Source organism: Massilia agri (assembly GCF_024753255.1).
GTDB classification, from domain to species: Bacteria; Pseudomonadota; Gammaproteobacteria; order Burkholderiales; family Burkholderiaceae_D; genus Telluria; species Telluria agri.
Window position 1 is genome coordinate 89,045 of the sequence record NZ_JANUHA010000013.1, and the last position, 13,077, is coordinate 102,121.

10 protein-coding genes are annotated in these 13,077 nt (G+C 65.0%); 3 read left to right on the forward strand and 7 right to left on the reverse strand.

Going from position 1 to position 13,077, the window contains the following annotated elements:
• Positions 1-4: 4 nt before the first annotated feature.
• The 7 genes from NX780_RS17610 to NX780_RS17640 all read right to left on the reverse strand — a co-directional run bounded on the left by NX780_RS17610 (position 5) and on the right by NX780_RS17640 (position 8,935).
• On the reverse strand, positions 5-1,576 hold the full coding sequence (locus NX780_RS17610) for an aldehyde dehydrogenase (NADP(+)) (protein ID WP_258829184.1): 1,572 nt from the start codon (positions 1,574-1,576) through the stop codon (positions 5-7).
• A complete protein-coding gene (gene araD1, locus NX780_RS17615; RefSeq protein ID WP_258829185.1) occupies positions 1,573-2,565 on the reverse strand; it encodes an AraD1 family protein in 993 nt (330 codons plus the stop codon). Before araD1 ends, NX780_RS17610 begins: the two co-directional genes overlap by 4 nt.
• A 149-nt stretch (positions 2,566-2,714) precedes the next feature.
• On the reverse strand, positions 2,715-4,457 hold the full coding sequence (locus tag NX780_RS17620; protein ID WP_258829186.1) for an IlvD/Edd family dehydratase: 1,743 nt from the start codon (positions 4,455-4,457) through the stop codon (positions 2,715-2,717).
• A 162-nt stretch (positions 4,458-4,619) separates the two neighbouring features.
• Complete coding sequence (locus NX780_RS17625) at positions 4,620-5,498, reverse strand: SMP-30/gluconolactonase/LRE family protein (RefSeq protein WP_258829187.1); 879 nt, start codon at positions 5,496-5,498, stop codon at positions 4,620-4,622.
• A gap of 4 nt (positions 5,499-5,502) precedes the next feature.
• Complete coding sequence (locus tag NX780_RS17630; RefSeq protein ID WP_258829188.1) at positions 5,503-6,558, reverse strand: aldose epimerase family protein; 1,056 nt, start codon at positions 6,556-6,558, stop codon at positions 5,503-5,505.
• A gap of 8 nt (positions 6,559-6,566) precedes the next feature.
• Positions 6,567-7,517, reverse strand: coding sequence for a glycoside hydrolase family 43 protein (locus NX780_RS17635; protein WP_258829189.1), 951 nt, complete (start codon positions 7,515-7,517; stop codon positions 6,567-6,569).
• Positions 7,518-7,549: 32 nt separating this feature from the next.
• On the reverse strand, positions 7,550-8,935 hold the full coding sequence (locus NX780_RS17640) for an MFS transporter (RefSeq protein WP_258829190.1): 1,386 nt from the start codon (positions 8,933-8,935) through the stop codon (positions 7,550-7,552).
• Positions 8,936-9,193: 258 nt separating this feature from the next.
• Between NX780_RS17640 and NX780_RS25245 the strand changes: the two genes are divergently transcribed.
• The 3 genes from NX780_RS25245 (at position 9,194) to NX780_RS17660 (ending at position 13,074) form a co-directional block, all read left to right on the forward strand.
• Entirely contained in the window at positions 9,194-11,536 is a 2,343-nt protein-coding gene (locus tag NX780_RS25245) for a LamG-like jellyroll fold domain-containing protein (protein ID WP_307732919.1), read from the forward strand.
• A 26-nt stretch (positions 11,537-11,562) separates the two neighbouring features.
• Complete coding sequence (locus NX780_RS17655) at positions 11,563-12,135, forward strand: PEP-CTERM sorting domain-containing protein (RefSeq protein WP_258829191.1); 573 nt, start codon at positions 11,563-11,565, stop codon at positions 12,133-12,135.
• Positions 12,136-12,447: 312 nt separating this feature from the next.
• Positions 12,448-13,074: a hypothetical protein gene (locus NX780_RS17660; protein WP_258829192.1), complete on the forward strand. Its 627-nt coding sequence runs from the start codon at positions 12,448-12,450 to the stop codon at positions 13,072-13,074.
• Positions 13,075-13,077 lie beyond the last annotated feature (3 nt).

Genomic DNA, 13,077 nt, shown 5'->3' on the forward strand with positions numbered 1-13,077 from the left:
GCACTTACTCTTTGGTCAATGCGCCGTCCCTGCGGCGCCAGATCCCGCGCGGGTTCCCGTCACGCAGCGCCTCCGGCAGCAGTTCCTGGGGCAGGTTCTGGTAGCACACCGGCCGCAGGAAGCGGTTGACGGCGCCGGTGCCCACCGAGGTGCTGCGCCCGTCGGCCGTGGCCGGGAAGGGTCCGCCATGGACCATCGCGGTCGAGACCTCGACGCCGGTCGGGAAGCCGTTGGCGAGGATACGGCCGACCTTGCGCTCCAGCAGCGGCAGCAAGGCGCCGGCTTCCGTATGGTCTTCCGGATCCATCTGCAGCGTGGCCGTGAGCTGGCCTTCCAGCACCTCGACGACCGCGCGCATCTGGGCGGCGTCGCGGCACACGACCACCAGCGAGGCCGGGCCGAAGACTTCCTCGTGCAGTTCGTGGCGCTGCAGGAACTCGTCCGCGTTCACGCGGAACAGGGCGGCCGCGCCCCTGCCCTCGCCGTGTTCCAGGCGCGCCAGCGTGCTTACCGCCGCGTTGCCGGCCAGGGCGTCGACGCCCTTGCGGTAGCTGTCCGCGATGTTCTGGTTCAGCATCACGGCCGCTTCGGTCGCGTCCAGTGCCTCCTGCGCGGTCTTGCAGAAGGTCGCAAGGCCTGGCCCCTCGACCGCCAGCACCAGGCCTGGATTGGTGCAGAACTGGCCCACGCCCAGCACCAGCGAGGCGGCAAAACCCTTGCCGATTTCTTCGGCACGGTGCTCCAGCGCGTGCGGCATCAGGAATACCGGGTTGATGCTGCTCATCTCGGCATACACGGGAATCGGTTGCTTGCGCGCCGCGGCGACCGCCATCAAGGCCGTGCCGCCGCCACGCGAGCCGGTGAAGCCGACAGCCTGGATGGCCGGGTGGCCGACCAGGGCCTGGCCGATGCGGCTGCCGGTGCCGGTCAGGAGCGAGAACACGCCAGCCGGCAGTTCGCACTGCTGCACGGCCCTGGTGACGGCGCGCGCCACCAGTTCCGAGGTGCCCGGGTGCGAGGAATGCGCTTTCAGCACCACCGGGCAGCCGGCTGCGAAGGCGGATGCGGTGTCGCCGCCGGCCACCGAGAAGGCCAGCGGGAAGTTCGATGCGGCGAACACGGCCACCGGACCGACGCCGATCAGGTGGTAGCGCAGGTCGGGACGCGGCGGGGTGCGCTCGGGCAGCGGCGTGTCCAGGCGCGCATCACGCCAGGAGCCCTCGCGCAGGAGCTCGGCGAACATGCGCAGCTGATTGCAGGTGCGTCCGCGCTCGCCTTCCAGGCGCACGCGCGGCAGGCCGGACTCAAGCATCGCGCGTTCGATCAGCTCGTCGCCCAGCAGCATGATCTGTTCCGCCACCGTATCGAGGAAATGTGCGCGCTGCTCGTCGGTGGTGGCGCGAAAGACGTCGAAGGCCTCGCCCGCCAGCCGGCAGGCGCGGTCGATCTGGTCTGCATCGACCATGTGGAAGCTGGGTTCCAGGTAGTCGCGCCCCGTCGGGTCCCAGGCCTTGAACGACCCGGCGGTGCCGCGCTCGTGCGCGCCGCCGATGATGGCTTCGCCGCTGATGTTCATAGCGCCTCCACCTTCGCAAAGCTGGTTTCCAGCACGGCCAGGCGGTTGCGCAGGGCCGGGCCGAACTGCGGCGACTCCACTTCGAAGGTCTCGCCCGGCGCGACCTGGATGCTGTCGGCGAAGCTCAGGGTGGCGGTGCCGAAGAAGTGGATGTGCACGTCGCCCGGACGGTTGAACAGGCCGTACTTGAAGTGGTGGTACTCGAGGTTCTCGATGGTGTGCGACATGTTCTGCTCGCCGCTGACGAAGGCCTTCTCCCAGCGGACCTGGCCGTCCTTGTCGAGGATGCGCGAGGTGCCCGACACGTGGCCAGGCAGCTCGCCCACCAGCAGCGCGGGGCCGACGCCGCAGTTGCGCAGCTTCGAGTGGGCCAGGTAGAGGTAGTTCTGGCGTTCGGTGACGTGGTCGGAGAACTCGTTGCCGATGGCGAAACCGAGGCGGTAAGGCCGGCCGTCGTCGCCGATCAGGTAGAGGCCCGCGATCTCCGGCTCTTCGCCGCCGTCGAGCGCGAAGTCCGGCATCTCGATCTCCTGGCCGGTTGCGCGCACGATCGAGCCGTCGCCCTTGTAGAACCACTCCGGCTGCACGCCGGCCGTACCGGGCGCCGGCTTGCCGCCTTCGACGCCCATGCGGAACATCTTCATCGAGTCGCTCAACGTATCGACGTCGCCGCCGATCTTCTTGTGCATGGCGTCGCGGGTGTCGGCGCTGCCCAGGTGGGTCAGGCCGGTGCCGGTGACGTAGCAGTGGGCGGCGTCCGGATGGTCGAGCGGCGCCAGGATGCGGCCCGCGCGCGCCACCTCGTCGTACTGGTGGTGCTCGCTGGTCGCGGCGCTGTCGGCCAGTTGCGCGAGGCCCGTGCCGGCGGCGATGGCGGCGCGGGCCAGCTCGAGGGTGGTGGCGAAGCCGCCCACGACGCGGATGGTGTTGTCGTGCAGGATGCCGATGCGGCGTTCCTGGGATTCGTTGATGAATTGTACGAGCAGCATGGCCCGGTCTCCCAATTATTAATGTTCGAATAGCGGTGCAAGGATTCGAGCACCGGTTGAACGCGTGGGCGGAGGACTCGCGGGGCCGCCCAGGCCCACCCTACGTAGGGTGGACGGCTTTGCCGTCCGCGCGTCCAGCTCCCGCGCGATCAGTGAGAATGCTTGGGCACAGCCGACCCACGGCAGCCGACCAGGAAGTCGAAGTCGCACCCTTCGTCCGCCTGCAGCACGTGGTCGAGATAGAGCCGCTGGTAGCCGCTGTGCTGGACCGGCTTGTTGTTCTCGGCGCGGTCCGCCAGTCGCTGGCGGATCTCCTCGTCCGACAGCTCGATGTTGAGGCCACCGCCGGCGCAGTCCAGCTGGATCCAGTCGCCGTCCCGCACGATGCCGAGCGGGCCGCCGGCCATCGCTTCCGGCGCCACGTGCAGCACGACGGTCCCGTAGGCGGTGCCGCTCATGCGCGCATCCGAGATGCGCACCATGTCGGTGATGCCCTGGGCCAGCAGCTTGGGCGGCAGGCCCATATTGCCCACTTCCGCCATGCCCGGGTAGCCTTTCGGGCCGCAGTTCTTCATCACCAGGATGGAGTTGGCGTCCACGTCCAGGTCAGGGTCGACAATGCGCTGCTTGTAGTGGTCGAAATCCTCGAACACGACGGCGCGGCCGCGGTGCTGCATCAGGTGCGGGGAAGCCGCCGACGGCTTGAGCACGGCGCCGCGCGGCGCCAGGTTGCCGCGCAGGATGCGGATGCCGCCGTCCTCGATCAATGGGGTGTCGAGTTTGCGGATGACTTCGTCGTTGTAGATCGGCGCGTCCTGGCAGTTTTCCCACAGGGTCTTGCCGTTGACGGTGAGCGCATCCTTGTGCTTCAGGAGGCCGCCCTCGCCCAGTCGGCGGATCACACCCGGCAGGCCACCGGCATAGTAGAACTCTTCCATCAGGTATTTACCCGACGGGAGCAGGTCGACGATGGTCGGGGTGCCCTTGCCGATGGCGGTCCAGTCTTCCAGCTCCAGCGGTACACCGACGCGGCCGGCGATGGCCTTCAGGTGGATCACGGCGTTGGTCGAGCCGCCGATGGCCGCGTTCACGCGGATCGCGTTCTCGAAATTCTCGCGCTTGAGGATCTTCGACAGGCGCAGGTCTTCGTGCACCATCTCGACGATGCGGATGCCCGACATGTGGGCCAGCACGTAGCGGCGCGCATCGACCGCCGGAATGGCGGCATTGTGCGGCAGCGAGGTGCCCAGCGACTCGGCCATGCAGGCCATCGTGGACGCGGTGCCCATGGTGTTGCAGGTGCCGGCCGAACGCGAGTGGCCGGCTTCGGCGGACAGGAAATCGTGCATCGTGATCTGGCCTGCCTTGGCCTGCTCATGCAGCTGCCAGACGGCGGTGCCGGAGCCGATGTCCTTGCCGTTCAGCTTACCGTTGAGCATGGGGCCGCCGGTGACGACGATGGTCGGCAGGTCGACGCTGGCTGCGCCCATCAGGAGGGCCGGCGTGGTCTTGTCGCAGCCCACCAGCAGCACGACGGCGTCCATCGGATTGCCGCGGATGGACTCTTCGACGTCCATGCTCGCCAGGTTACGGGTCAGCATGGCGGTCGGACGCAGGTTCGATTCGCCGTTCGAGAACACCGGGAACTCGACGGGGAAGCCGCCCGCCTCCAGGATGCCGCGCTTGACGTGTTCGGCCAGCTTGCGGAAATGGGCGTTGCAGGGAGTCAGTTCGGACCAGGTGTTGCAGATGCCGATGATCGGCTTGCCCTGGAATTCATGGTCGGGAATGCCCTGGTTCTTCATCCAGCTCCGGTACATGAAGCCGTTCTTGTCCTGGGTCCCGAACCACGCCGCCGAGCGCAGCGTGGTCTTCTTTTTCGTCTCGGACATGCATTCTCCTCGTCTCGTTGGCTTCGCCGCGGAAGGCTTTGGGCCTTCTCTCGAATGGGTTGCGCAGCGTTTTGTTGTTCAGCAATAAGACAAGTCTAAAATCCTGCCAGATAACTTTCCAATCAATTATTTCGCGATATTGATATCGGAATCGTTATCGAATCACGGAAGGAGGAAGCGCGATTCGGGCAGGCCGCGCACGTCGAGGTCCTGGTGGAACAGCGCCCCCGACAAGGGCGCGCCGGCGCGGTCGCCGGCGCTCATGCCCAGGAAGGCGCTGGTCGCATATAGCGTGGACAGCCCGGCCCCGCCGAAGGCGGGACAACTCGGCTGCGGCGCACCGAGTGCCAGCACGCGCTCAAGCCGGCCGTCGGGCGCGAAGCGCATGATTTGTCCCGCGCCCCAGCGCGTGCTCCACAGATAGCCGTCCGCATCGATGCAGGAGCCGTCCGGCTCACCCGGGGCCGCATCGGCGCCGACGAAGACCCGCGAGGCGCCGAGCCGGCCGCCTGGCTCGTAGTCGCAGCAATGGATCGCGCGCGTGCTTGAATCGGCGTAGTACATGCGCCGGCCGTCCGGGCTGAAGCAGATGCTGTTGGCAATAGCCGCGGTCCCGATGGGCAGGCGTTCGAGGCTCAGGTCGGCGTTCAGGCGGTAGAAGCCGCCCAGCGGCCGCTTCGGCGCGTCTTCCTGGTTGAACATGCCGAACACGAAGCGGCCCTGGCGGTCGCAGCGTCCGTCGTTGATCCGCGTGGCTGGAATCCCGGGCTCGACGTCGGCGATGCGCTCCACCATCCCGCTCGAAAAACGGAAGAAGGCCAGGCCTGAGGCCAGTCCCAGCAGCAGGCAGTCGTCGTTCGTCGTCAGGGCGAAGGAACAAAGCCGCTCCGGCATCGGCCAGTGCATGCTGCGGCCGGTCGATGGCGAATACGACCACAACCGGCATGCCGGGATGTCGGTCCAGAGCAGGCGCTCCGTGCGCTCGCACCACAAGACGCATTCGCCCAGTTCGTGCCGGTTGTCGAGGAAGGCTTGCATCATCCGTTCAGCCCCCGCCCTGCACCGAGAAGCGGAAGCGCGATTCGGTCTCGTACACCTGTCCCGGGCGCAGGATCACGTTGGGAAAGCGCGGGCGGTTCGGCGAATCCGGAAAGTGCTGCGGCTCCAGGCAGAAGCCGCTCCGGTGGCCAAAGCTGCGGCCCTTGCCGGCGAGTGAACCGTCGAGGAAGTTCCCGCTGTAGAACTGCAGGCCGGGTTCCTCGGTGAACAGCTCGAGCACCCGCCCAGAGCCGGGGTCGAGCACGTGGGCGGCGCGCGTCATCGCTTTTCCGTCGGGCTTGTTGAGCACGAAGTTGTGGTCGTAGCCGCGGCCATGGCGCAGCTGCTTGTCCGGCTGGCCGACGCGTTCGCCGATGGGGCGCGGCGTGCGGAAGTCGAAGGGCGTGCCGGTCACCGGCGACAGCATCCCCAGGGGGATCGCGCCGGCGTCGATCGGCACGAAGGTGTCGGCGTCGATGGTCAGCAGGTGATCCAGGATATCCCCCTCGCCGCACAGGTTGAAGTAGCTGTGCTGGGTGAGGTTGACCGGCGTCGGCTTGTCGGTGACGGCACGCAGGCGCATCACCAGCTCGTTGTCGTCGCTCAGCGTATAGCTTGCCACCACATCGAGGTTGCCGGGGTAGCCCTGCTCGCCGTCCACGCTGCGGTAGGCCAGGACCAGGCTGTCGCCCTCCACGCTGGCCTGCCACTTCACCTTGTGGAAGCCCCCTGCCCCGCCATGCAGGTGGTTGTCGCCGTCGTTCGCCGGCAGCACGTATTCCCGGCCGTCGAGCGTGAAGCGGCTGCCCGCGATGCGGTTGCCGTAGCGGCCGATCAGGGCGCCGAAGTAGGGGCTGTCGCCCTCGTAGGCATCCAGTGTGTCGAAGCCCAGCACCACATCGGCCAGGTGACCTTCGCGGTCGGGTGCATGCAGCGCGGTGATGATGCCGCCGAAATCGATGATCTTCGCGGTCAGGCCATTCGCATTGCTCAAGGTGAACTGGGTAATGGCCGTGCCGTCTTCCAGAAGGCCGAAGGGTGCTTGCGTGATGGGATGTGGCACCGTGTTCCTCAGAGGGTGGATGGCCGGCCGAACACCGGCATGCCCTGCTCGTCCCAACGCAGGGGCTTGACGAAGGTATGGCGGTCGGGATTCCAGAGCGGATCGCCGACGATCTCGGTGTAGGTGCGGGCGTGGTACACCAGCATGACGGTCTCGCCGTCTTCGGCATAGGTGAAGCTGTTGTGGCCCGGCCCGTAGATGCCGTGCTCGTAACAGGTGCGCAGCACCGGCTCGCGCGACTTGGTCCAGGAGGTCGGGTCGAGCAGGTCGGCCTCCTCGTCGGCCCACAGCAGGCCCATCGCGTAGTTCTCGTCGGTGGCGCTGGCCGAGTAGCTGATGAAGATCCTGCCGTCGCGGCGCACGACGGACGGGCCTTCGTTGACCCAGAAGCCGCGCGTCTCCCAGTCGAATTCCGGCTTGCTCAGCATGACCGGCCGGCCCTCGATCTGCCACGGGGTCTTCATGGGGGCGATGTAGAGGTTCGAATTGCCTTCGATGGCGACGTCCTTCTGCGCCCACAGGTAGTACAGGCGCCCCTTGTGGGTGAAGGTGGTGGCGTCCAGGCAGAAGCTGTCGATGCCGGTGTCGACCTGGCCCATGAACTCCCACTCCCCTTCGAGCGGATTGGCGTTCCGGTTGCGGATCGCGTACATGCGGTGCTGGAACAGCTTGTCCTTGATCTCGCGGCTCGGGGCGGCGGCGAAGTAGATGTACCAGGCGCCCTCGTTGAAGTGGATCTCCGGGGCCCACACCAGTTCGCAGTAAGGGCCGGTGTCGGGCTTGGTCCACACGTCGACGGTCTCTGCGCCGGCAAGTGCGGCGATACTCGAAGCGCGGCGCAGTTCGATGCGATCGTATTGCGGCACCGAGGCCGTGAAGTAGTAGTAGCCGTCAGTGTGCCTGTAGATATAGGGGTCGGCGCGCTGTTCGATCAGTGGCTTGAGGACGGTTTCTTGCATGCTTGCTTCTCGTTGGTTCATCGTGTTCCTTCTTATCCGGCGGCGTAGCCGCGGGTCGCCATGTCGGCCTTGACGCTGTCGTAGTACTGGTCGCTGATGCGGTACTTGAACATCAGGACGCCCATCAGGAAGTGGAAGAAGCCCGGGATCACCGACAGCATCAGGGCGATGCCCTGCAGCGCCAGCGCCGACTGTTCCTGGTTGGGCTGGTAGTGGAAGTAGTCCAGCAGGATGCCGACCATGCCGCCCGCGATCGCCATGCCGGCCTTCTGGCAGACCGAAATGCCGCCGAAGGCGAAGCCCGACACCCGCTTGCCGGTCTTGACCTGGCCATAGTCGATGGTCTCGGCGATCGCCGACCAGAACACCGGGGCGTGCAGGTCCACCACCAGGGACAGCATGAAGTACAGGACGAAGGCCAGCACGATGTCGCCCGGCTGCACCAGGAAGTAGATCATCAGGCTGATGACGGCGACCAGGATCTGCGAATTGCGGAACAGCTTGACCTTGCAGTAGAACTTGGTGGTCCAGGTGGACACCACCATCGCCAGGATCGCCGCCGCCACGCCGGTGGACAGGAAGGCCGAGACGGTGGCGGTGTCGCCGCCGAGGTAGTACTTGGCGTAGTAGATCGCGACCGAGCCGCGGATCACGTAGCCGATGGTGCCGGTCACGCACACGGCGCACAGGATCAGCCACTGGTCATTGCGCATCAGGACGCGCACCTGGTCCATCAGCGGCTGTTTCTCGACCTTGTGGATGACGCGCTCGGTGGTGGTGAAGAAGCACAGCAGGAACAGCAGCACGCCCATCGCGGCCATCACCGCCATCGCGGCCTGGTAGCCGGTGGCCGGGTTGCCGGCATCCCACCAGCTGGCGAGCAGCGGAACGATGATGGTCACCATGAAGGCGCCGATCTTGGCGAAGAACAGGCGGTAGCCGTTGGCCGACAGGCGCTCCTGCGGATCGGAGGTGAGGCCGCTGATCAGGGAGATGTAGGGGATGCCGACGCCCGCCGTCATCAGGGTCATCAGGATGTAGGTCGAGTAGGCCCAGACCAGCTTGGCGTCATAGCCCCAGTCGGGCGTGGTGAAGACCAGGAAGACGCTCAGGCCGTAGGGCACGGCGAGCAGCAGCAGCCAGGGCCGGTAGCGCCCCCAGCGCGTCAGCACGGCGTCGGTCACCTGGCCCATCGCCAGGTCGGCGACGGCGCCGACGACCTTGACGGCCACGAACAGCGCCGCCAGGTCGGCCGTGTGGATGCCGTAGATGTCGGTGTAGAAGAAGGTGATGATCAGCATCATCGACGAGATCACCACATTGAGCGCCATGTCGCCTGCGCCGAAGCCCGCTTTTTCGAGGGTGGAGAGTTTTTGCGTGTGCTGCGCCAAAGCGCGGCCGGATGGGGGGCTTGTCATACGTCTCCTGTGCTTGCTTTTATACATTTTTGACTTTGATAGTAGGCGCTGGACTGAGATCAATCCAATCAATTTTTTGAGCGTTCCGATATCGTTTTACACATCAGTATCGGGTCTCTGCCGATACCGTTCCGGATATCGGCCGATGCTTATATGTGATTGGAAAAAACACAAGAAACTCTTCAACCTGTGCATGCCGTCCATACGCCAGCCGGACCATGTTCCGCGCCACGGCCATTACAACTACGGAGACATGCAATGAACATCACACTCGCACGATGGGGGATGGGGGCGCTCCTGGCCTCGTCCCTGCTATCCCAGAATGCCGCCGCCCAGGCCGGATTTACCCCGATCACCTTCAGGAACGCCTCGGTCCATGATCCTTCCGTGATCAAGACGAACGATGGCTGGTACGTGTTCGGCTCCCACCTCGCCGCCGCCAAAAGCGCCGACCTGATGAACTGGCAGCAGATCGCCAGCGGCGTCAGCGCCACCAATCCCCTGTTCCTGCGCGGCTCGGCGAACGTGCTCACCGAGCTGGCCGAAACTTTCAGCTGGGCGCAATCGGACACCTTGTGGGCAGCGGACGTGAAGCAGCTTGCCGACGGCAGGTTCTACATGTACTACAACGCCTGCAAGGGCGACTCTCCCCGCTCGGCGCTGGGGATCGCGGTGGCCGACCGCGTCGAGGGCCCGTATGTCGACAAGGGCGTCATCCTGCGCTCCGGCATGTGGGGACAGGCCAGCCACGACGGTACGATCTACGATGCGATGAAGCATCCGAACACGGTCGACCCGCACGTGTTTTCCGACAATGCCGGGCGCCTGTGGATGATCTACGGCTCCTACTCGGGCGGCATCTTCATCATGCAGATGAACCCCAGCAACGGCATGCCCCTGCCCGGCCAGGGATACGGCAAGCGCCTGATGGGCGGCAACCATAGCCGCATCGAAGGCGCCTACGTGATGTACAGCCCCGCCACCTCGCACTACTACCTGTTCACCTCCTTCGGCGGCCTGGACGCCAATGGTGGCTACAATATGCGTGTGGCGCGTTCGCTCAGGCCGGACGGTCCCTATCTCGACGCCCAGGGCAAGGACATGGCCGAGGTCAGGTCGGATCCGGCCAGGCCGCTGTTCGACGACGCCTCGATCGCACCGCACGGCGTCAAGCTGATGGGGAACTTCCTGTTCGACCGCAAGCTGGGCGAGCCGGGCACCGGCATCGGCACCGGCTATGTGTCGCCCGGCCACAATTCGGCCTGGTACGACGCCGCCACCGGCCAGTACTTCCTGATCTTCCATACGCGCTTTCCCGAGCGCGGCGAGCAGCACGAGATCCGCGTGCACCAGATGTTCATGAATGCCGACGGCTGGCCGGTCGTCGCGCCCTACCGCTATGCGAAGGAAAAGGCGGCGGCCGTGCGCCGCGAGTTCGTCGTCGGCGACTACCTGTACGTCAACCACGGCAAGGACATCTCGGCCGCGGTCAAGAAATCGCAGTCGATCACGCTGGGAAATGATGGCAGGATCACAGGGGCGGTGACGGGGAGCTGGCGGCTGGCCGGGGCCAACAACGTCGAGCTGTTCTTGAACGGCGCCGCATCGCCGTACAAGGGCGTGTTCCTGAACCAGTGGAACGAAACGTTGCAGAGCTATGCCATGACCTTCTCGGCCCTGTCGCGCGAAGGGGTGGCGGTGTTCGGCAGCCGGCTGGTGCCGCGCACCGATGCGCAGGTAGTCAATGCGATTCATGCGGAACTCAGCCTGGGCAACACCGCTGCGGTGAGCGCCAACCTGAACCTGCCGACCTCGGCGACGCGCGGCGCCGTCATCGCCTGGACCTCTTCGAACCCGGCCGTCGTCAGCAATACCGGCGTCGTCACCCCGGCCGCCAATGACGTCACCCTGACCCTGAGCGCGCGCATCAGCAAGGGCACGGCCAGCGCCACCAAGACCTTCACCGTCACGGTGCGCAAGGCCGGCGGCCTGCTGGCGCACTACGGCTTCGAAGGCAACCTGCTCGACAGCAGCGGCCTTTCCGGGCCGGGCGCGGTGGTCGGCAGCCGCATCGACAGCGCCGGCGGCAGCATCGCTTTCGAGGCGGGCGTCCGGGGCAATGCCGCCGTCTTCAACGGCGCCAGTGGCATCCGCCTGCCGAACGGTCTCATCTCGAGCAACAACTACACGGTGTCGCTCTGGCTCAAGCCCGCGCAGCTGACGGCGCTCACGACCACCTTCTTCGGCGCAAGGACGCTTGACTCCTGGATCAGTCTGCTGCCGAAAGGGCATGACTTCGTTGGCGGCGCCTCGATGCTGTGGTCGGGAACGGCCTGGTATGACGCAGGGCTGGGCATGAACATCCCGGTGGGCCGCTGGTCGCACCTGGCGTTCACGGTGCGCAATGGCGCCGTCAATGTCTACGTGGATGGAACCAAGCGCTTCAGCGGCGGCAACTTCCCCAACGTGTTCACCACCACGAACAGCGTCTTCGCCCTCGGCGTGAACTGGTGGGATACGCCCTACAAGGGCTCCATGGACGAGCTGCGGATCTACGGCACGGCCCTGAGCGACGCCGAAGTGACTGCCCTCGCCCGCTGATCGAACGACGACTACAGGATACGAACATGAAGAATTTAGTGTTTTCACTTTCGCTGCTGCTTGCCTCGGCGGGCGCCTCCGCCGGTGTGATCGGCTTCGATGACCTGCCAGGCCTGGAAACCGAGCCGATCGCCAATGGCTACGCGGGCTTCGACTGGGACGGCTTGGGCGCGATCCGGGCCGATGCCTATCCCGGCAGCGGCTATGCGGCCGGCACGGTATCGTTCGCCAATGCAGCGTTCAACCACGACGGCGGCACCGCCGCGATCTCCAGGGCCGGTGGATTCAATTTCGTCGGCGCGTTTTTCACCTCCGCCTGGCTCGAGCAGGAACTCGCCTTCGAGGGCTGGCGCGACGGCGTGCTGGTGTATGCCAGCCCCGCATCGTACGTGATCGATACCGCCACGCCGCTGTGGATCGGCCTCGGCTGGTCGGGTATCGATACCCTGCTGATCTACAACAGCAGCGGCACGCAATGGGCCATGGATGAGTTCACGGTTCCGGAGCCCGCGTCGCTGTCCCTGCTCGGCGCCGCGCTGGCGGGGATGGCGCTGTCGCGCAGGCGCAGGCCGCTCGCAGGCGCCGGACCCGCACCGTAATTCGCGGGGCGGTTTGAAAAAGAGGAAAGCGCGGTGGATACCCAGGCGCGGCAAGAACGCGCCTCGTGTTTGCGCGGGCAAGGGCCTGCGCTGCCGCCTTCCTCGCGCAGCGTGAGGAAGGCCTGAGAAAACCTCCTATTTGCCCTGAGAGCAACAAGCCCGTACACTGAACCGTTCCAGCGGTCTGTTTTCGGCCATGCGCGGCCACCGGAAGCTCAAGGTTGAATCATTAGCGGAAGTAATCCAAATACTTTTCTACAAGACAGACAAAGCAAAACTGCCTTGAACGGCAACTTCTAACGATTGCTTAGTATGGCGCAACTCGACTTCTTTGGTCTCGACGAAGATTTCTACAGCTTGATGCAGTTTGTGTTTTCGGAGACGGACCTGATTGTCTATGAAGCCTATTCTCGGATTGACCACGAAATTAGAAAACTAAGCTCCGTCGACGATTTGCGATCAATTGCGCATGAGCGCAAAGGTGGATGTTTCCTGCTTAGGTCATGGTCTCCGACCGTGACAAATTCCCCCATCTTCCGAACTTTCGCGCTCCGCCCAGAAATTGGCGGTCATCGAACCTCACTGGAAGGATCAGGTCTCATGCAATTCGCGCAAGGGCGCATTGAGAGTGGACTCCTTCATTCTTCGAGCTTCAGCCACTGGAATGAGGCGGGCGCGCTGCAGCGCAGCGCTTTACCAACCGAAGACATTGATTGGCACGCCATGCGCTTGATTTCAGGAAGAATTCACCGGCATGTGAGGAACAAGCTGGCAGTTGCCAAGCTCTACTCCGCGTCAGTTCTACCTGGCGCCTATGAGGCACTCGGCCCTGGTCTCGGTATTTGGTACGGCGCCGAAGAGCATCGGCGAGATTCAGAGTCCATGATCGAGAGGCCTAACAGCTCACCCAAGCCAAGGCCGCTTCGCAACCCAACTTGATTC

What these genes read in the sequence shown, in the direction of transcription:
- NX780_RS17635 (WP_258829189.1), bottom strand. Translation starts at nt 7,517, where the DNA reads ATGCAAGAAACCGTCCTCAAGCCACTGATCGAACAGCGCGCCGACCCC.
- araD1 (WP_258829185.1), bottom strand. Translation starts at nt 2,565, where the DNA reads ATGCTGCTCGTACAATTCATCAACGAATCCCAGGAACGCCGCATCGGC.
- NX780_RS17610 (WP_258829184.1), bottom strand. Translation starts at nt 1,576, where the DNA reads ATGAACATCAGCGGCGAAGCCATCATCGGCGGCGCGCACGAGCGCGGC.
- NX780_RS17625 (WP_258829187.1), bottom strand. Translation starts at nt 5,498, where the DNA reads ATGATGCAAGCCTTCCTCGACAACCGGCACGAACTGGGCGAATGCGTC.
- NX780_RS25245 (WP_307732919.1), top strand. Translation starts at nt 9,194, where the DNA reads ATGAACATCACACTCGCACGATGGGGGATGGGGGCGCTCCTGGCCTCG.
- NX780_RS17660 (WP_258829192.1), top strand. Translation starts at nt 12,448, where the DNA reads ATGGCGCAACTCGACTTCTTTGGTCTCGACGAAGATTTCTACAGCTTG.
- NX780_RS17640 (WP_258829190.1), bottom strand. Translation starts at nt 8,935, where the DNA reads ATGACAAGCCCCCCATCCGGCCGCGCTTTGGCGCAGCACACGCAAAAA.
- NX780_RS17620 (WP_258829186.1), bottom strand. Translation starts at nt 4,457, where the DNA reads ATGTCCGAGACGAAAAAGAAGACCACGCTGCGCTCGGCGGCGTGGTTC.
- NX780_RS17655 (WP_258829191.1), top strand. Translation starts at nt 11,563, where the DNA reads ATGAAGAATTTAGTGTTTTCACTTTCGCTGCTGCTTGCCTCGGCGGGC.